General features: G+C 34.0%; 21 protein-coding genes and 2 pseudogenes. 18 read left to right on the top strand and 5 right to left on the bottom strand.

Annotated features, from left to right (window positions below; genetic code table 11):
* Positions 1–246 precede the first annotated feature (246 nt).
* Positions 247–422 (top strand): annotated as a pseudogene (locus AC1D0Y_RS27210) (DUF8096 family protein).
* A 178-nt stretch (positions 423–600) separates the two neighbouring features.
* On the opposite strand, the gene spxA reads toward AC1D0Y_RS27210, so the two are convergent.
* Positions 601–1,002, bottom strand: a complete 402-nt coding sequence (spxA, locus tag AC1D0Y_RS27205) for a transcriptional regulator SpxA (RefSeq protein ID WP_216141326.1) — start codon at positions 1,000–1,002, stop codon at positions 601–603.
* A gap of 418 nt (positions 1,003–1,420) precedes the next feature.
* The gene (locus AC1D0Y_RS27200; protein WP_477708184.1) at positions 1,421–2,308 is read right to left on the bottom strand and encodes an Rpn family recombination-promoting nuclease/putative transposase; all 888 of its coding nucleotides are present in this window, start codon (positions 2,306–2,308) and stop codon (positions 1,421–1,423) included.
* A 508-nt stretch (positions 2,309–2,816) separates the two neighbouring features.
* Between AC1D0Y_RS27200 and AC1D0Y_RS27195 the strand changes: the two genes are divergently transcribed.
* The 17 genes and pseudogenes from AC1D0Y_RS27195 to sinI all read left to right on the top strand — a co-directional run bounded on the left by AC1D0Y_RS27195 (position 2,817) and on the right by sinI (position 16,615).
* A complete protein-coding gene (locus AC1D0Y_RS27195) occupies positions 2,817–2,981 on the top strand; it encodes an aspartyl-phosphate phosphatase Spo0E family protein (RefSeq protein WP_080743146.1) in 165 nt (54 codons plus the stop codon).
* Between the two features lie 118 nt (positions 2,982–3,099).
* The gene (locus tag AC1D0Y_RS27190) at positions 3,100–4,728 is read left to right on the top strand and encodes an ATP-binding protein (RefSeq protein ID WP_034656228.1); all 1,629 of its coding nucleotides are present in this window, start codon (positions 3,100–3,102) and stop codon (positions 4,726–4,728) included.
* A 5-nt stretch (positions 4,729–4,733) separates the two neighbouring features.
* Positions 4,734–6,386, top strand: a complete 1,653-nt coding sequence (locus AC1D0Y_RS27185) for a thiamine pyrophosphate-binding protein (protein WP_477708183.1) — start codon at positions 4,734–4,736, stop codon at positions 6,384–6,386.
* Positions 6,387–7,192: 806 nt separating this feature from the next.
* Positions 7,193–7,519 carry a YflT domain-containing protein gene (locus AC1D0Y_RS27180; protein ID WP_477708182.1) on the top strand — a complete coding sequence of 109 codons (327 nt, stop codon included), beginning with the start codon at positions 7,193–7,195 and terminating at the stop codon, positions 7,517–7,519.
* A 191-nt stretch (positions 7,520–7,710) separates the two neighbouring features.
* A complete protein-coding gene (locus tag AC1D0Y_RS27175; RefSeq protein ID WP_034656231.1) occupies positions 7,711–7,938 on the top strand; it encodes a hypothetical protein in 228 nt (75 codons plus the stop codon).
* Positions 7,939–9,099: 1,161 nt separating this feature from the next.
* The gene (locus AC1D0Y_RS27170) at positions 9,100–9,273 is read left to right on the top strand and encodes a Fur-regulated basic protein FbpA (protein WP_080967643.1); all 174 of its coding nucleotides are present in this window, start codon (positions 9,100–9,102) and stop codon (positions 9,271–9,273) included.
* A 44-nt stretch (positions 9,274–9,317) separates the two neighbouring features.
* On the top strand, positions 9,318–9,500 hold the full coding sequence (locus AC1D0Y_RS27165; protein ID WP_016766014.1) for a YolD-like family protein: 183 nt from the start codon (positions 9,318–9,320) through the stop codon (positions 9,498–9,500).
* Positions 9,501–9,619: 119 nt separating this feature from the next.
* Positions 9,620–9,757 (top strand): hypothetical protein, encoded by a 138-nt coding sequence (locus AC1D0Y_RS27160; RefSeq protein ID WP_162837708.1) that lies wholly within the window; start codon positions 9,620–9,622, stop codon positions 9,755–9,757.
* Positions 9,758–9,975: 218 nt separating this feature from the next.
* Positions 9,976–10,239 (top strand): hypothetical protein, encoded by a 264-nt coding sequence (locus AC1D0Y_RS27155; protein ID WP_034656234.1) that lies wholly within the window; start codon positions 9,976–9,978, stop codon positions 10,237–10,239.
* 325 nt (positions 10,240–10,564) lie between these two features.
* Positions 10,565–11,275, top strand: a pseudogene (locus AC1D0Y_RS27150) (zinc-dependent alcohol dehydrogenase family protein); the annotation flags it as partial.
* A 428-nt stretch (positions 11,276–11,703) separates the two neighbouring features.
* Positions 11,704–12,180, top strand: coding sequence for a DUF2975 domain-containing protein (locus AC1D0Y_RS27145; RefSeq protein ID WP_477708181.1), 477 nt, complete (start codon positions 11,704–11,706; stop codon positions 12,178–12,180).
* 10 nt (positions 12,181–12,190) lie between these two features.
* Entirely contained in the window at positions 12,191–12,412 is a 222-nt protein-coding gene (locus AC1D0Y_RS27140) for a helix-turn-helix domain-containing protein (RefSeq protein WP_034656243.1), read from the top strand.
* A gap of 138 nt (positions 12,413–12,550) precedes the next feature.
* On the top strand, positions 12,551–13,342 hold the full coding sequence (locus tag AC1D0Y_RS27135) for a DUF817 domain-containing protein (protein ID WP_477708180.1): 792 nt from the start codon (positions 12,551–12,553) through the stop codon (positions 13,340–13,342).
* Between the two features lie 353 nt (positions 13,343–13,695).
* Positions 13,696–13,995, top strand: coding sequence for a hypothetical protein (locus AC1D0Y_RS27130; RefSeq protein ID WP_221779159.1), 300 nt, complete (start codon positions 13,696–13,698; stop codon positions 13,993–13,995).
* Between the two features lie 12 nt (positions 13,996–14,007).
* On the top strand, positions 14,008–15,141 hold the full coding sequence (locus AC1D0Y_RS27125; RefSeq protein ID WP_477708179.1) for an FtsK/SpoIIIE domain-containing protein: 1,134 nt from the start codon (positions 14,008–14,010) through the stop codon (positions 15,139–15,141).
* The gene (locus AC1D0Y_RS27120; protein WP_477708178.1) at positions 15,138–15,836 is read left to right on the top strand and encodes a hypothetical protein; all 699 of its coding nucleotides are present in this window, start codon (positions 15,138–15,140) and stop codon (positions 15,834–15,836) included. Before AC1D0Y_RS27125 ends, AC1D0Y_RS27120 begins: the two co-directional genes overlap by 4 nt.
* Positions 15,837–16,480: 644 nt before the next feature.
* Positions 16,481–16,615, top strand: coding sequence for a DNA-binding anti-repressor SinI (gene sinI / locus AC1D0Y_RS27115; RefSeq protein WP_387540412.1), 135 nt, complete (start codon positions 16,481–16,483; stop codon positions 16,613–16,615).
* A 256-nt stretch (positions 16,616–16,871) separates the two neighbouring features.
* On the opposite strand, the gene AC1D0Y_RS27110 is transcribed toward sinI, so the two are convergent.
* The 3 genes from AC1D0Y_RS27110 to AC1D0Y_RS27100 form a co-directional block, all read right to left on the bottom strand.
* Positions 16,872–17,099 (bottom strand): helix-turn-helix domain-containing protein, encoded by a 228-nt coding sequence (locus tag AC1D0Y_RS27110; RefSeq protein WP_061860511.1) that lies wholly within the window; start codon positions 17,097–17,099, stop codon positions 16,872–16,874.
* Between the two features lie 630 nt (positions 17,100–17,729).
* A complete protein-coding gene (locus AC1D0Y_RS27105; protein WP_477708177.1) occupies positions 17,730–18,623 on the bottom strand; it encodes a sigma-70 family RNA polymerase sigma factor in 894 nt (297 codons plus the stop codon).
* A 206-nt stretch (positions 18,624–18,829) separates the two neighbouring features.
* The coding region (locus tag AC1D0Y_RS27100; RefSeq protein ID WP_477708176.1) for a ParB N-terminal domain-containing protein at positions 18,830–19,541 on the bottom strand (712 nt) is incomplete at its 5' end.

Here is a 19,541-nt window from a genome sequence, read left to right as displayed (position 1 = left end):
ATTTATTTGGGTGGAGGTACATTCATGTACAATTTTAGAGTCTACACGTTACGTGACGGTTCAAAGAGAATCCTTAAACTAAAAGAAGGAGAATCCTTTAAAGAGGAGCTCCAAAGAGCAGGTATTCAGAAACGCAAATTTTTCAGATGCAACTAGTGGCAAAACCAGAGTAATTTCAGCATAAACCTTTTATATGAGTGGAATTGTGTTAGTCTAATAAAAGCCAAATAGAAAAGAGTGATCAACCTGGAAGAAATAGAGGAGCAAGAAATCGATCTTGATAAAGTGTACGACTATGCTGAATTTCCAGATAAGGTTAGTGGCAGATGCGATAACTGCAAATCAGCTTACTTTAAAAGTTCGGTAAAAGGTGGCGTTTTTTACGCGAATGTCGGGAATGCAGCATGAAGAAGAGTATCTAAGTATAGAGGCTTATATAGTAAAAGGAGAAGGGTTTTTACCCTTCTCCTTTTTATGTAAATGTAGTTGTGTTTACTCATTTTTAGAATCTGAAATATATACCTTGCTACACTGCTGATGTCTTTTATTACAATCTACTTTAGAAGTTAAGGCATCCGTTGATCGTTCTCCTATTACCCTCTAATGATTACCTATTACTTCTTGTTCTGTCATCATGAAAGTACGAAGTTTCCGAGGAATAAAAGCTCTTATCTCTTCTTCTTTATATCCGATTTGCATTATTTTATGATCTTGTATAATAATAGGTCGTTTAAGTATAAAAGGATGGCTCTTTATCAAATCATACAGACCCTGTAACGACAGTGCATCTATCTCTATATTTAACTTTTGAGGGATCTTTGATCTTGTCGAAATAATTTCGTCTGTACCCTTTTCTGTCATACTAAGAATAGTTTTAATTTCATCTTCTGTAATAGGTTCATACGATAGATTTCTCTCAATATAATCAATTTGATGTTTCTCAAGCCAAGCCTTTGCTTTTCGGCAAGAAACACAGCTGGTTGTCGTATATAGATGAATCATTTTTCACACCTCGTCTGTATGTATTTTTTTCTGTCTTTATTAATCAATGTAAATAAAAATGTATAGATTTCTAATAAGTAAAAGCCACTTGTATACTACAAGTGGCTCTTTGCTACGTTGAATGCATTAGATGATTCACGTATTATTCCCATCACTATTATAGCATAACCTATCTGGTTAATATATCTTTGTTTTAATGCTAATGACAGCAAATGAAGCCATCACATATCCATCTGCTACTGCATTTTGATACGCTGGATGACACATGACTAATCTTGATGAGGAATATGTATAGCCTCTACCTCATATTAAAGATTCTGTTCACATTTAAAGATAAGAAAATGATATGTTGTAAAATATGAAGATAGAAAAAAGATTACCTATTAGATGATAAGGTAATCTTTTTTTCTTCATTTTATTAATGTCGAAGGTTATTAATTTCTTCTTGTGATAGCCCTGTAAGGTCACTTATCGTTTTATTGTCTATCCCTTTTTGAATCATGCCAAGAGCCATCGTTTTAATGGTTTCTTTTCTGCCTTCTTCTCTTCCTCTTTTCTCTCCAAGGTTCTCAGCTCTTCTTAAAGCGGATTTTTCATCTAATAAAGCCTTTCTTCTTGCTTCATAAGCGAGTAAGACTTCAGGATCTTGACTGACACGTTCCCATTCATCTATTGCTTTTTTCAATACTTGATCTTCTTGCATCGCAATCTCCTCCAGTACTTGAGTGATTTCTTCATCTTCCGATGCTTCAAGTAACAATAACCAACGTACTAATTGATCTTCCCTTGGATCAACTTCTTTTTTACGCCATTTAATAAGTAATTTAGGAAGTTCCATAAAATGAATTTCTAACATATCCGTTAGTAACAACTTTTCTTCGCGCTCATACAATTGAAACACTGAATGATAATGATTGAGATGAGATAAATAACGGAAGTTGACAATGTTAATGGTAATAGTTTGACACAGCTCCCCATAGTCCATGCCTTCCTTCATTTGACTACTATACATCTTAGACCAATAGTAAAGTGTTCTTTTTTCCATATCATGTTTATTATTAAGTTGAATTTCAATGTTTATACGAGTTCCATCTTCTAATCGAGCGTGAACATCAAGAATAGAGCGTTTATCTTCCTGATTTTCTTTATTAAAATGCGGGTCTAATAGATAAACCGTCTTAACTTTCTTTTCTTCTGGTAAACGTAGAGCTGCATTTAAAAATGCAGTTAAAATAGATTCATTTCCATGCGTTCCAAAAAGAGATTTAAAGGCAAAATCGACACGTAGGTCTAATCGTTTTGTCATTATATCCTCCATCAGTTGTTCTTTTCTCTTAGTATAACATGAGTTGTACTTTTTCTTCTTCAGAATGTGTTTCATTCATCATGAAGATGATTTTTTCAAAAAAAGCATTCAGCACCTCAATTGAAACAGCTTAAGGGTTACTAAAGCTATAAAGGTAGTTGAATTTACATAAATCAAATAACTATATGCACTTTATGTTTATACTGATATAAATAAAAAAATACACTCTCCCCAGAATTATATTTCTTTTAACAGACAATAAGAAAGAAGCAGGTTCTTCAAATAAATGTGTGAAATTTAAGTGTAATGAATATTCAAAGCAAGCTAAATGATTACAGAAGAAGCTGAGGATAATTATTCTTAAGTATTAGCTAATTAGAAGGTTGAAGAAGAGTGTTTCTTAATAATAATTAGTTTTATATTAATATAAAAAATTAATTATTATTTCTCTAATAAATGGTATTATAAGGTAGTTAAAATAAACTGTCTTGGAGGATGACGAACCTCAATGAACCTATCTCAGCTGGAAAAGGAGATTAAAACTTTACAAAAAATCATCTATAGCTTAGCAAAGGACAATCACGAATATTGTGATGGAGACATCCTTAAAATAAGTCAAGAACTCGATAAGAAAATTTTCATTTATCAAAAAATGATAAATTCCATTGACTAATATATAGCTAGATATCAAACTAGTCATAAAGTAATACCTCGTGAGAGAGTCGATTAATGTTTAAAACTGTACTTTATAAGAAGTGTATTCGGATATATAAATTTGGGAGGCATCAGCTTTGGAAACTACAGAAAAGTATATAATACAATCACATGAAAGATGTGAAACATTATATCATTTAAACCCTAAAGATATACCAATTCCCAAAGTGTGTTTAATAAGAAAAGAATTACAACGACAAAATTCTAAATATGAAAGTATTCTCCAAGTAACAAGGTATTTCATGGAGAAAATTTTAGAATATTCAAAAGGAATCCCTACATTAGTGGTAGTTTCTAATGAAAATGGATTTATCCTAGACATGTATGGAGATAAAACTATTCAACAAATGGTTGATAGCCTAGGAATAACACCTGGGGTACGATTTGATGAGAGAGATGTTGGAACTAATTCTATTTCATTAGCCCTTCAGTTAAAAAAACCTGTTGAAATTATTGGTAAAAACCATTTTCAAGAAGTACTACATAGCGCAGCATGTTTTTCTGCACCTTTTTATTTTTCTCCTTCTCAAGTATTAAGTGGTACTATCTCATTAATGACGACTATTGATTATGCTAGCTCTTTACATTTAGGGCTTTTATCTTCAGCTATTGATTCAATTGAACGCGAATTAAAGCTCCAAGAACAAAATTACAAGTTAGATTTATTGAATCAAATACTTATGCATTCAACTCAAGATGGTATTTTGATTACAGATACAAAAGGGAAAATAAGAAATTTTAATGAGGCTGCAAAGAATTTATTTGAGGCCCAAGAGAATTTCACAGGTTATTTTGAAAACAAACAAGTGGAGATAGTTGAGAAATATATTGACTCTGTTCTCCAAACTAAAAAACCTCTTAAAAATATCGAAATTGAAATAGATAATGAACATAAAGAAAACTTAATAAGGTGCCTGGTAGATGTCTTACCTTTATTTGATAGTTATCAAAAGTTAAATGGGGCTTTTCTACAATTTAGAGATATGAGTGAATTTTATAAACTACAGGAGCAAGTTATTGCATCGGAAAAGCTATCTACCCTAGGGATACTGGGAACTGGCTTTGCACATGAAATTAAAAATCCTCTAACAGCTATTATTGGATTAATTCAACTTTTACAAAATCCAGATATAGACCTTAATACTCAAGAAAAATATTTGAACATTATATCTAAAGAATTGGAAAGAATAAAAGATTTAACTAATCAATTTGCTTCACTAGGGAAGCCTACGTTATTTAAACGAAAATCATGTGATATTGATGTATTAATAAAAAATACAGTTTCCCTTGTAAAAAGTCATGCTTTATTACATAATATTGAAATTAAATATGAAAATAAGAAAAATTCGTTAAAAACTGAAGTGGATGAATCACAAATTAAACAAGTGCTGATTAATCTACTTCAAAATGCTATCGATGCAATGCAAGAGGGTGGAGAAATAACAGTATCTCTAGATTTTAACGAAGAAACAGAACAAATAAAAATTGTGGTTCAAGATAATGGGGTTGGAATGACCGCAAAAGAGTTAGAAAGCATATCTAAGCCCTTCTTTTCTACAAAAGAAAGAGGAATAGGGCTTGGCTTACATATTTCTTATCAAATTATTGAATCCCATGGAGGAAAAATTCGGGTTAACTCTATAAAAGATAAGGGTTCAACTTTTACGCTTTATTTGCCAGCTTACTCTCAACAGGAAGGTATATGACTAACATGAAAACAGTAGTTTCTTTATTAATTGATCATTTTAAAGAATGGGGAGTTACTCACATCTTTGGGATTCCAGGTAAACCTATCGTTCCTATATTAACTGAAATAGAGGATAACGAACTAGAATTTATAGTTACTAGACATGAAAATGGAGCAGGTTTTGCAGCATCAGGCTATTCATTGATAAAAGATACTATTGGAGTTGCAATAGGAACCTCTGGTCCTGGAGGAACAAATCTTTTGACATCTGCTGGGCAGGCTAAAGCTTATCATCTTCCTGTTTTGTTTATTACAGGCCATCCGTCCATAAAAAATACAGGAAAAGCTTTAGGGCAAGATTCCTCAATGTTTGGTACAGATTTAGTGAAAATGTTTGAGCCCGTAACGTTATTTAGTGCACGAGTTGAGCGTAAAGAACAGTTTGAATTATATTTTAAACATGCTATTGAAAAAGCATGTGTGGGGGTTAAAGGTCCGGTCCATCTTTCTATTCCCTTTGAAGTGTTAGTAGAAGAAATTAATCCTTTCAAATTTGAATTACCGAGAGAAGTTCCTGTGGTATCAACACAATTGGAGAACGTAATCCATCAATTAAATCAAGCAGAAAATCCAATATTATTTTTAGGAAAAGGTGTACAGATTTCTAAAGCTTATGAGGAAGTAAAATGGCTTGCTGAAAAATGGGGGATTCCGGTTATTACAACTCCTGGTGGAAAAGGTACTTTTTCTGCTAATCATTCTTTATCTTTAGGTGCATTTGGCTTAGGTGGTACAGAAAGAGCGACGAAGTATTTGCAATCTCATATAGATCTCATGATTGTAATTGGGAGTAAATTAAGCGATATGTCTTTAGCAGGATTCAAAGAGAGTTATAAGCCTAAGAAAATTATTCAATTTGATATAGACATCACCTTTTCAGGGAAATCAATTTCAGTTCCAACCCTAGTTATCCAAGGAGATGCAAAAAGAAACTTAGAAGAACTCAAAAAGAAAGTGAATGACATGGATTCAGCTTCCTTAGCACCAATTAATTTACTTGCCCAAGAACAAGGGAATGAAAAAAATCAAACTGAAGAGCTAAGTGAAAGTTCACATTATATATCAGCAGCTAGTGCAATTAAAGAGCTTCGTAGACATTTACCAAATGACACAATATTATTTGGGGACGATGGAAGTCATACTTTTTTTGCTATTAAGCACTACGATATCTACGAGCCTGGCACTTTCTTTTTTGATGATGTGTTTGGGACTATGGGACATGCTATCGGTTATGCAATAGGTGCTAAAATAGCTTCACCGCATAAACCTATTGTATGCCTCACTGGTGATGGATGTACACTCATGCACGGTACCGAAATTGCAACAGCTGTAAATGAAGGCATTGCAGTAATATTTATTGTATTTAATAATGGTGGCTTAGATATGGTTGATAAAGGAATGAAACAATGGTTAAATCGCTCGGTTGGAGCGAAGTATAAAGAAAAAACTAATATTAAGAAGTTTGCAGAATCATTAGGAGCTATTGCTTATAGGTGTAGAAATAAAAGTGAAATAGAGGATGCTATTAGACAAATGTTGGAATATAAAACTATCCCTTCAGTTATAGAAGTGATAGTTGATCCCAATGAAATACCACCTATCTTAAACAGAGTATAATAAGAAGCCTTAGTTCAGATTATAAATTTAAACTAAGGCTTCTTATTATCTTTGAAGAATGGGATTTACTCTTTATTTATTTGACGTCCACTCTTTTTCTGGCTCTGTGAATTCGTGTTTCCAACTTGAAATTCATTGCCTAATTCAGTATCATTTCTTTTGTCTTGTTGAAGAGCATGAATAGAAGGTTTAGAGCCATCAAATGCTACTTAAATCTTGTTATACATATCAATTTTCACCTCAATAGTATATATTTTATTATCTCATGAATTATAAAAATAAAAGCTTATTGCTTATTTATTAGACTCCTTTAAGAAAGACTTCCATAAATATTGTAAAAAAGGTCTGTATCTATTTTGATACAGACCTTTTCACATGAAATTTCACGTAATGAGTATCCTTATAAATTCCTTTTACTAAGCAGGTAAATAGCCCTTCATTACAGGCAACGTTTTAGGTTAACTTACTACTAATTCTTCCAAACTTCATCAGCCCCCATATTGTATACAGCCTTTAACAGATACTCTTCTACACCTTCATCCTTTATATAAACAGTGAAGCATTCCTTTATTTAATAGCTGTCCTATTTCATTTCATTCCCGTACATCATCTTCCAAAACGTAATCCCAAGTTTTAATCCCTACAGCTTTTGATTTTAAAGAGAGGGAAGTAATTTAATAGATGACCTGAAACATAGAATGGAAGAACTTGCAGCAAGATTTTTAAAATTTATTATTGAGTATAAAAATGATTTTTATTTCTTAGAAATGGGTACATATTATTTAACTATAAAAGGAGGTTGTTTTATGAAAAATGTAAGAGTAGTAGAAAACGGAGTTCAAGCAAAAGAAGTAATTGAACAATTTCTAAATCGAGGATATACAAGAGACGAAGTATATTTATTAGCTCATGATAAAAATCGTTCTAAAGATTTAACGGAAGCATTGGAGACAAATGATGTCGGTGTTTCAGAACAAGGAGCATTCGATTTAATGGCCAACGTTTTCCGATCCCGTGGAGATGAATTACGTTCTAAAATCCACTCTTTAGGATTATCAGAAGTAGAAGCTCAGCAATATGAAAGGGAATTAGATCAGGGACGTGTACTAGTAATTGCAACAAAAGCAGGTTAATGAAAGAGGACCTACTAAGTAGGTTCTCTTTCATTAACCTTTGATTACATTCCCTTTAGTAAGATTAGATTATGACCATCGTTTTCACATATTACATCGTTAAATCGGTTTATTTGTCACATTTGTTATCAGCTTTTAAAAGATTAAGGAGTTAATTTTCAGTTCCATATTGAAAGAAAGGAAGTAGGCTAATGAATAATATCGAAAAGAAAAAATGTGAAATTATTAATTTAAAAAAGCAAGATGAAGTGAACAAAAATTTGATAAAAGTCTCAGAGTCTCTTATAGCTATGTTAAAGCAACTTAAAGAAGAACCTCAGAATCCAGAAGCTTTGACTGCAGTTGCGGATTTGGAAGGTCAAAAAGAACAACTAAAGGCTAAATCAAAAAAGTTATCTGAAGAACTTGCTCAATTATAAGAATGTATAGAAACAATTTGAATAAACGCCCAAAGAAACCTTATACAATATGTAAGATTTCTTTGGGTGTTTATATTAGAAATTACTTTTTATATGTTAAATCATGATCTAATAGCAAATTTGAAATCTCGGGTTTAAGGACTGAGCCGTTTACTAAAAACTTTAGAATATACGCATAAACATTTATCTTCGGATCTGGAAGGTTCCACGCTTTATGCACTGCTAATTTCGTCTCAGCTTTGAAAAGGTTGAGGGCGACTCAGTGAACCTATCCGTCTGGAACCCTTATTTCCCCTGTCATTAATACTGACGATAGGGTTTATTTATAGATAATTCTTAATGTCTCTTTTTACTCTACTTCGTTTATATCTATTTCTTTTTCTCATAGAAAGAAGATAAATAAAAAAGTTATTAAAAGAATGATCGCAGGAAATATAAATGACCAATGCGAGCAGAAAACAATTTAGTCAAGCTAATCAGGTCTTTCAATTTTATATTTAGTTAAATGATTTATAAGATGTTTTTTCTTAAATACCCTTCGTTGTAAAGGAGAAACATCACGTTAGTATCTAACATAGCAATGGTGGGTTACTCTAAATTGTTATGTTGGGTGGATAAGATTTCTCTTCCCCTCTCTTCCATTCCGTTCCGTGAAAAATATAAGTGACTAGTCCAATACCCAAGATATAAAAAAGAGTACATACTCCATAATCATCTACTCATCACCTACTGCGAGAGTATTTAGTCTTACTTTGTGATTTTATGTAAGTTTAAAGGAAGTTTTGTAGAAAGTATTTCATTAATCAAAAAAGGATACCATAATATACCTAATACTAGTTTTTATGGGGAGTTATTACAGTGAATAATGAATACAGTCTTTTGTGTTTTAGAATCGCTTGAGAGAAAAATCCAAGAATTGTGGAAAGGAACTTCTTAAAAGTGAAACTCATAGGGACATTTTTTTACTATGGGTTGAGGCGATAAACATTGACTTTAAAGTAAATAGATAGGACACATATACACACTTATCTAATCGAATTTACTTATTTATTACATCAGTTTTACTTTATTTTCATTTTCTTGTAACTAGCGAGCTGTATAATGAATTAAAATAGTTCGACAATCATACCAAAGACCATTCTGAAATTAGGCGGTGGAATAATGAGTGAACAAATCTACCCTGATATACAACGTAGAAAAAACTCGATTATAGATTCTTTAATCCATTTAGGAATCTATAAAAAAGGAAACAAACAGCTTTATGAATTAACCTTACATGAGTTAGAAACAGAGTATCAAATAGTTAATCCGGCAATCCAAGATCTATCTTTTTAGATTTTTGCTAATTGCAATTCATTTGTTAAAAGGAGGGTTAATCTATGTTTTTGAAAAAGCTAATCAAAAATGGGGCAGTTACGGTTCATTATTATGAAAATGGGTCACTACAAACGTGTAAAGGTCGTGTTTATAATCTTAATCTTCATGAACAGACCCTGTCTTTAAAAGATGAAAAACAAAATATTCTTTTTATTAATTTATCTGGCATTGAAGATATTTATTGATTTCAATTTAGTAGAAAGTGTTCTACATTTTTTTACAAATGGTCACTCTGTACGTGCAAAAGATTACTAGCTAGAAAACCGTAAAGATAAAGAAATGAAATAAAAAAGGAGGAGAAAGAATGGGCGAAGACAAACAAATATGGTCTGCCTTTATTCAAAAGGACCGATTTGAACTGCATTCGTACCTTACTTATTTATTTAATCAATGTCATGATGAGAGTCCAAGGCAGTTAGAAGATGAAAATATAGAGGAATAAAGCTATTGATAAAGTAAGCTGAAAGGATAAAAAAATGAATATGAAAATAATGTAGGCGACCTCACGTTTCTAATCCGAATGAATAGGTCGTCTATTGCTGTTAAAAACCTCTTTCAATATATATAGTAGATGCAACAATTATGTTTATGATCTTATCCAAGCAAGCTTATGTGAAATTCAGTTTTTACCCGTATAAAGCTTAGAAGGAGGCAGAGATTGTGAATACAACTGTTAATGAGTTGTATGATTTTGGAATAATTTTAAGAAGGAAGCTATTGAATAATAATCTTTATGCTTACTATTTAATTGATGCAATGAGAAGAGAAAATCATTTTGATTTTTTATATTATTTTTTGACAGCAACTGTAGATAGTCAAACACCTATACCTGAACATGTCTCCAATGTTTTTTTGAAGATTCTTAGCGATAAAGAAAAATTGAGTGACCTTACTCCGTTTGTCATGGGTCTGGTTGAAAAATAAATAGAGTTAAAGGTATATATATACGCTTCCTCAGATATCTAAATTTCTTTATTAAATGCAGTCATTGTTTTTGGTGCTAGACATTAGTATTGGCTTTGGTCCGAAATAAATCAGCTTGTTACTTAAATATTATTTTTGCGCGGTATGGATTATATATTTTTGTTTATAGTTTAATAAAATTCGAGATATGCACCCAAATCATATGAATTAAAACCCCAACTGAAATTCCTTTCATGCTATCTGTAATAGTTGTTATAAGAACTAGAAATGAAGAGGTTGTACACTATAACTATATAAATGAACAAACTAAAGGAGGATACCTATCTTGAAAGCAACAAGCATTAAATTTTATGAATTCGGAGAGCCTCAACAAGTTTTACAAATAGAAAATAAACAAGTGAAAGATCCTGGAGTTGGCGAAGTGCTAGTACGAATGAAAACTCGACCAATCAATCCATCGGATTTAATTCCTATTAGAGGGGCCTATTCAAATCGGATTTCTTTACCTGCCATTCCGGGATATGAAGGAGTTGGTACCGTAGAAGAAGTAGGTCCATCTGTTTCTAAATGGTTTCTTGGCAAACCAGTATTACCCTTACGGGGTGAAGGTACATGGCAGGAGTTTGTAAAAACACCAGCTGAACTAGCCATTATAGTTCCAGATTATCTAGAGGATTACATAGCTGCACAGCTTTATATCAACCCTATCACAGCATGGGTGATTTGTACGGAAGTATTAGCGTTAAAACCAGGAGATGACCTAATTGTAAATGCCTGCGGCTCTTCTATTGGTCGTGTTTTTGCTCAATTATCCCGTATTTTGGGGTTTCGTTTGATTGCAGTAACTCGAAATAATATCTACACAGAGGAATTAACTCAACTTGGTGCTTCATATGTAATTAATACAGGGACGACCCCACTCTACGATACGGTTATGGAATTGACGAATGGTCGTGGAGCCAAAGCAGCAATTGACTCTATTGGTGGACCTTCTGGTACAAACTTAGCCTATTGTGTCAGTCCAAATGGAGTATTTTTCATAAAATGCAAAATAATGATATTAAGATAGTTCCTTTAAAAAGCGAGAGAATGTTTATATCCTTGGCTGTTCAGTAAGTTTCTTATTTATTTTTTGAATGGACAGCAAGTTTACTGAATTAGCTACATGTATCTAAGAAATAATCACTACATTTATTAATTAGTATCTATTTCGTTAGTGTTACTGTATTCATAAAACGTCGATCTTCATCAATTATCGGTGCAGGTTAGTTGATGAGATTATAAATTGAATATTTACATTTATAGAGCATTTCTTTGTCATAAGAAATGCTTTTTATATTTTAAGAAATGAAAAGCATATTCCCATCTCAACAATAATACAATAATAAACAGAAAAAATTTATTGTTAAACGATAAATATTATGTTAAATTCAAATGGATAATAAATAAGTGAGGTGCTTTACTATGAAACAAAGTTCAACAATATTTTTGAAAATAGCTCTTTTTCTTATGGGAGTCCCAGTTCTTGCTTTAGGCATATTTGGCTTATCTTATTTAGCTAATAATATAGCAAATCCAGATTATTCCTACATACTATATCCTGCTGTAAGTATTATGTATCTTTCAGCTATCCCGTATTTTTTCACGTTATATCAGGCGTTCCGACTTTTAATCTATATTGACAAGAACAAAGCGTTTTCTAACATCTCAGTAATAGCTTTAAAGAAAATAAAATACTGTGCAATGACAATTAGTGGCCTGTATGTGGTAATGATGCCATTTGTTTTTCTTATGGCAGAGAAAGATGATGCTCCAGGTCTCGTAATAGTTGGAATGGTCCCAATCTTTGCTTCATTGGTAATTGCAGTCTTTGCTGCGGTTCTTAAAAGACTTTTACAACAAGCGATTGATATAAAATCAGAAAATGACTTAACGGTCTGAGGTGATTAACATGGCAATAATAATTAATATTGATGTGATGTTGGCTAAAAGGAAAATGAGTGTTACAGAACTTTCGGAAAGGGTTGGAATAACAATGGCCAACCTTTCTATTTTGAAAAATGGAAAGGCAAAGGCAATTCGGTTTTCAACTTTAGAAGCAATTTGTAAAGCCTTAGAGTGCCAACCTGGGGATATTTTAGAATACCGAAGTGATAAAGACACCCAGGATTAATAAAGTAGGAATATTTAATATGGAAAGGAAAAGAAAGTTATTCGGTGATGAACTTATGTATACAATCCAAAATCTATTTAGCTACTATACCAAGCAGCACTTACATATATACAGAAAGAACCTTTGGAGGAACAAGTCATGAGAGCACTAAAACAACTGGTTCGTTTTGGTTGGGAGCAGGCCCTATCATGTTTGTTTCCTGTCGTTATTTTTGCCTCTCTGGCTCTTACGCAAGCTATTCCACTTCCCTTCCTACCAAGGTATGACTGGCTGCTCATTATCTGCCTTCTGATGCAGTGGTGGATGGTGCGTTCTGGTCTTGAAACCCGGGATGAACTAAAGGTTATCACAGTCTTCCATCTTATTGGACTTGCTCTTGAACTTTTCAAAGTACATGTGGGCTCTTGGTCTTATCCGGAGGCAGGATATTTCAAAATTTCAGGAGTGCCTTTATATAGTGGTTTCATGTACGCAAGTGTAGCGAGTTATCTTTGCCAGGCATGGAGGAGGTTTAAGGTTGAGTTGGTTAAGTGGCCACCGTTTTTGGTAGTTGTACCTCTTGCAGCTGCGATTTATTTGAATTTTTTCATCCACCATTACTGGATTGACGTTCGTTGGTGGTTATCTGGACTTGTAATTATCGTCTTTTGGCAATCGTGGGTCACATACGAGGTTAATGGAACTCGCTACCGTATGCCAATCGCACTTTCTTTTGTTCTCATTGGATTTTTTATATGGCTAGCTGAAAATATTGCAACGTTCTTTGGAGCTTGGGAATATCCAAACCAAACTGATGCATGGAATCTCGTTCATTTAGGGAAGGTAAGTTCATGGCTCTTATTAGTGATTGTTAGCTTTCTTATAGTAGCGACGTTAAAGCAGGTTAAGGAGAGAAATTCTACTAGGATAGAGACTAGTCAATCTTTATAACTGAAAACAAAAGCCACTAGTCCAACCCTCAGCATATAAAAGCCAAGCACATGTTGCATCACCACCTACCCCTTACCTACTGCGGTAAGGGTTCTTTTTTATTTTTCGATTGGACAGGCAAGCTTACTGCAGTAGCTACATAGTATCTAAAGGACCTTACCTTCATTACCTAATCAGTAGCTAGTTCAGTAGCGCTACCGCGTTAATACAAGCTTTGTAAGCGTTAGGAAGCCCTTCGTGGAACCTGTAAGGGAGCTGAGCCGAAGAGGCGAAGGGGGCGACCGGATGGGCTGAGCTGAAATAAATGATACCTAAAAGGCAAAAAAAATTAAAGAATGAAAGAAGGTACCAGCATGAGAAAAACAAAAGGATTTACCTTTCCAAAAATCTTTCCTCCACCCCACAAACCACCTCTTACGAGACCTCGTCCCTTCAGGGCTTATTCCTTTGTTCCTTTTAGTCCACTAGCCATGCTTGACCCCACTATTCTGACCATAGGAGGCATTGTCTTAGGGATTGCTATTATCGAACGAATATTAGAACGATGGGGTGTCATTGATCTTGTTGATCAGTTTGCGAAAGTGATGCGCTTTATCTTGCCTGTTACCTTCTATAGCGCATTGATTTACTTTTTTGCAACATTTATATTTTGAGGAGGGATATTTATGTTTGAAAAGTTAAAATTACGTGGCCAATTAATTAAAGCGTTTCGTACGGCAGAGATTTATCGGATGGTGAAACGTGGGGACCGTACCTCCTATCTGTTTCCGAAAATTCATCAGATCGATAACCACCATACGTACACTCGTTATGCCTTTTCCTTACTGAATGGCATTGATCCTGAACTTTTAAACAAAAAGAGATGGGCCTTACGACAAGTATTAGGCAGCAACATCGAAATAAACGGCAGCCTAAAGAACTTTAGTATCACTGTCCACCATAAAAACTTACCGAAGATGCTTACCTACAAGTATGAAACCATTCACCCTCATATAGAGAAAATGGAGCTTCCAGTATGCATTGGTCAAGATATCTACGGAAACCCTGTTTCATGGGATTTTACGGATTTAGAAACGTTACTGATTTCTGGCGAAATTGGAGCCGGAAAAAGCAGTCTGATGCGTGTCATTCTCACTACATGGGTGAAATACACCTCACCTGATGAGTTGCGACTAGTCTTAGTGGATCTCAAACGAGCCGATTTAGGTTTATTTCATGGAATTGAGCATGTGGATGCGCTTTGTTTTGAAGCCAAAGACATGCGAAAACCTTTTGCCTTGTTACGAGCTGAAATGTATCGGCGAGGGGATTTATTGTTAGAACATGGGGTAACTCATATTAGTCGGCTTCCGTTTAAACTGCCTCGAATTGTCGTGGTAATTGATGAAATGTCCATAGTGAAGAGAGAAACGGACCTTGTAGAAATAATCCAACAGTTTGCCAGCCAAGGTCGTGCACTAGGTGTTCATACGATTATTGCCATGCAGCGTCCGGATGCGGATTTATTAAATTCAGCGTTAAAGGCTAACTTACGGGTACGAATCTCTGGAAGGCAGGCTGATGCCACAAATGCGAAAGTAGCCGGAGTAATCGGTGCAGAAGAAATCGATGCAGCAGCTAGGGGACGGATGAAAATTAAAATTGATGACGTTAAAGAGTTTCAAGCGTATTTCTTAGATGAAGAAGCGTGTAAAGAAATGCTTTCTCCTTATAAAACACGCATAAAAGACCCTGAACCTCACCTAGAGGTCGTACCACAGTCTATCTTTGGATTATTAGAGAAGGAGGAGCAGCGATGAGCTTTCGGTTATCTCAGCGTGATAAAGACATCATTGGATTTATTAATCAGTTTCGAGCTGTAGATCGAGACTCATTAGTAGAACTGTTCTTCAAACAGCTAAAATCGCCCGTAAATGCATGTAATAGTGTGATGATACGTTTGTATCGTCTAGGAATGATTGAACGCACACAGCAGTATTCTCCGACCGTCTATTTACCTGTAGATGCCAAAATCAAAAAGAACTCTCAAAAAATACTTCATTTCCTTTCAATTCTAGATGTCTATAAGCAAATGTGTACGTATAGTGTACCTAAACAGGTCATTGTGGAAGATAAGCCCACGGGAAGAAAAGGAGGCATTGAACCCGATCTCTTTTGTATTTTTAAAGGATCGCCCTTTTGGATTGAAATTCAACGAAATCAGTATTCTGAGCAGAAAATACAGGCCAAGATTACTCTGTATGAAGAGTTTTTCTTTTCAGATGAATGGAAAGCATTACATTGGCAGCCAGAGGATCCGGCAGCCATATTCCCTTCCGTTATTTTGATTACGCCTATTCGTTATGCGGTATCTTCAGAACATATTCGCATCATACAAGTAACAAGTATTCATGAATTGATGGAGAAATACAGAAGTTCAGCTAAACAGCAAAGAGATGGAAGACCAAGAGTATCATCATCCTCTTCAAATGGAATCAAAATTAACTTAACATAGGATACTAAGAAAATATGCTTTCAGATAAAAAAGAAAGCTACCCCATCGTTGCAGTTCAGGACAGGTAGCTTTTGAGGGAATGCCTAAACTAATTTATAAAAAGTCTGAATGATTTTACAATAAATTAAGAAATAAATCAATATAAGATGACCTTGAGCATACATATATAACGTGCACTTTTTATACATCCTCCTCCCACTTGGGTATCGAGTAAACGCAGTCATATCAAGGATGTATAAAAAGATGCATACTCAAGGAAAAAGGTCCAACTAAAAACCCTTATGCCAAAAGGTCTCTTTTTTAGTTGGGTTCCGGAAAGATGCCTTTTGTTAACTAAAGGTGTAGATCATATACTGCTTAAAAGACAAAAAAAACTCCTGGAGCCTGTTCAGGAGTTTTTCTGCTACATTTATTTAACCAAAGGACGGAAGCCTTTCGACCTCTTGAGTAGTTTGCTCAAAGTATCAACAATAATTCTTTGGATTTACTTTTTTCTACATTAAACCTTAATTATTTATATAAAAAGACTTATATTGCAGGAATTTAGAAGAAATTTGTTGAATAAATAGTCTTAATTTTCAATATTTTATCTTTAAATGATAGCGTCTACTTAATCTCAATTAGGACAGATGGTGGAATCATGAGTGCTAAAAGAAGAAGATAATAAGTTTGATAAGGAATGGATAGGTCTCATGAAAGAAGCATATCATCTAGGTCTTTCAATCATAGAAGTAAAGGAATTTATATATTCAAATGAAAAAGAGCCTGTTTCTAAATGATACAGGCTCTTTTTCATTTTGATAATACTTGTTATGTGAATTAACTTTATTGAAATACATAATAAAAAAACCTTCATACAGTAGGTTTTTTTGTTTTTTCAAGTTTAAAAATCATTAGGAATAATAGCAAGCCAACTGGACTCAATGTACTTAAGAGCTCATACTTAATATATGTATAAACTTATTATACTACAACTAATCTAGTGAGATATGTAACTGTTTTACAGTAACATAATTTTTTATTTTTTATAAATGTTTATATATTAAAGAAATCATGAGATTGCTTATTTTTATCAATTTTTTTAATTGTATCCATTACCCTTTTCAACACTTTTGGAGATGGAGAATAATTTTTTTCATTACATAAAGTTGAAATGGTTGTCTTCGATACGTGACTTTTTTTTGCAAATTCTGTTTGAGTAATCCCGTTTTTGTCCAAAAAACGTCCGAATTTACTTCTCTTCGGGTTTTTCCACCATGACACAATCCACCACTCCTTTTTGTACACATCCTTTCCATTTTTGAATTATTTTATACGATTCTTGTTTATTTTGATTTGTTTTGGTCATAATGGACAAGCCAATACCATATCATCTATTAAGACATCAAAATACTACATAAGCACAACGAATAAATTTAATACGTATTTTTAAAACCTTTTAGAATAATGTCGATATTTTTGTCATAAACATATAGCATGAATACAGTTAAGACCGCCTTATACACTGATACATAATGGGCGGTCTTTGTTATAGGTATGAATAGTTTTTGAGTATCATAGAAAATAAAAAACAACCCGTCATAAAGCAGTCTGCCCAAGAGAAAGTAAGAACACTGCTAACAACAGCAATTCCTAAATTATCAGACCAGAAAACACAATTTAATCAGTGAAGGAGAAAAGAGAACTCCATTTATCCTTATAGAGACCTCTCTTTTATGGCATAAAACAATAGATACTATTAAGGTGTAAAATATAACATTTTCAAGCATAATATAAATTTCTATGCTTCTATAGAGCTACCTTTCTTATAAAAAAGGCTGTTTCACAAAATGAATGTGCAATGGAAAGGGCTAATATGTGGGACCAGTAAGAACAATCACAAAAAGGTAGAATTTATTGAGGCAACTTCTTTTTCCGCAGTCGGTGTAATCTCCGTTGAATGCCATGGGCTGATCTACCGATTAGTTGGCCAATTTCTTGTTGAGTACGACCTTCTTGATAAAACATGTACCATAGACGGGCATCTTCCTCTTCAGTCCACTTTTTATTTTCATATTTAGGTCGATTAAAATAATCATATTTTCTTTGTTCCTTTACCCAGTCGGGCTCTGGAATAAGAGTATTTAGGGATATCTTAGAAAAATTAATAAGTTCCTTATTCTGTTGTGCCCATTTCCAAAAAGCTGCTACGTCAATTCCTAAAAATGTTCGTGTGTTTGCTCTCAAGATGTTATAGGGCAATTCTCTTTTCTGAATCCAGTTATAAATGGTATGAACATCAACTTGCAGGCACTCTGCTAGTTCATATACTGTAACATTTCCTAGATGAGCTCTTACGCCACGTATACCTAAACGATATAACCTAGACTCTAATGCTTGTGTACTTCGTTGTAAGCGTCTAGATAGTTGGTCAAGTGACTTGACTCCATACCATTTTACCAAGTATTCATCTTCTTTCTTTGTCCATCTACGTAATGATGTATTTCGTACTAACTTTAACAGTCTAATTCGATTTGCAACAGAAGAAGGGCTCTTGCCTAAATGTTTTCCAATCTCTCGATTGTTCATCCTATTAATATTTACTTTTAAGAACGTATCTTGGTCAGGGGACCATTTTTTGCGTATGCCATTCTGTTTGTTGCGAAGTTGTAGTCGTGAGACCCTTTTATTAACCGATTCTTTACTACGATTTAAACATTCACCAATTTTTTGGAGTGTCATCCGCCCATATTGTTCTTTTAGAAATAAATCTTCTTCCTCTGTCCACAGTTTTTGATTTTTAGTCATTATATCTCCCTCCAATTCGCGACTTAGATGTATAGAAAGCTACGTATAGAGAATAGTAGTGGAGATGTTCATCTTTCCTCAACAGAGATTAAATCCTGTTTCATTTACCTTGTTATTCATTGGACACAGTTTATCACTTTATTTAGTCTATTTTTGTCTGATTTGTCAGTGGAACGATAAACAATCGTTACTTTTTCTTTGAGTTCTTACTTTTGATACTCATATACAACAGGAACTTGATCCATTTTGACTGTTTTGGCCACCACATAACGACGGTAACCATCTTTTAAGATCTTTGACCCTTTTTCGATCGTCAACGGCTCATCTAAACGCCCCGTACGCTTCACAAAATCGATCACCTTTTGCGTTTTTTCAGGGTTTGGGCGTGTCTTTAAGAACTCTTCAGGAACGATAATATCATCAAAGTTTAATAGTTCCTGAGTTCCCTTCGGTTGGTTAGATAGTGTTGTCTTTTTTTCCTCAGTCTTTTTCGCTTCCGTAGGAGCTTGTTGTACTTCTGGCTGAATAGGATTTACTTCTTTCTTGGCTTCTTTTGCAACAGGTTGAGAAACAGGTGCTTGCTCTTCTGCCTGTTTTTTAGGTTTCGTGTTCTGTGGTGCTTCAGAAGATGCAGAAGCCTCTTGTTTAGGTTCTTTTTTCGCATCTGACTCATTCTTCTCTTTATCATTTTTATTCGGGAGAACGGTAATCTGGAAACAAATGACCCCTACTTCACCAGGGCATTCATCAATGGGAATGTCTAACGTTGGTTCCCCTTGAATTAAGATCTTTTCATGCATGATGCTTTTCTTCGTGAGCCCTGTTTTATTAAAGGCTTTCTTCGCAACAAACACCGTATACGAAATAAAGGTACTCTTCTTTAATCCTTTAGGCGCAGATGGTGACCTGACCCTTTTT

It is taken from the genome of Priestia sp. P1_B12_1, assembly GCF_056406695.1.
The sequence above is the reverse complement of the archived record's forward strand: the minus strand, read 5'-3'. Positions and strand labels throughout refer to the sequence as shown.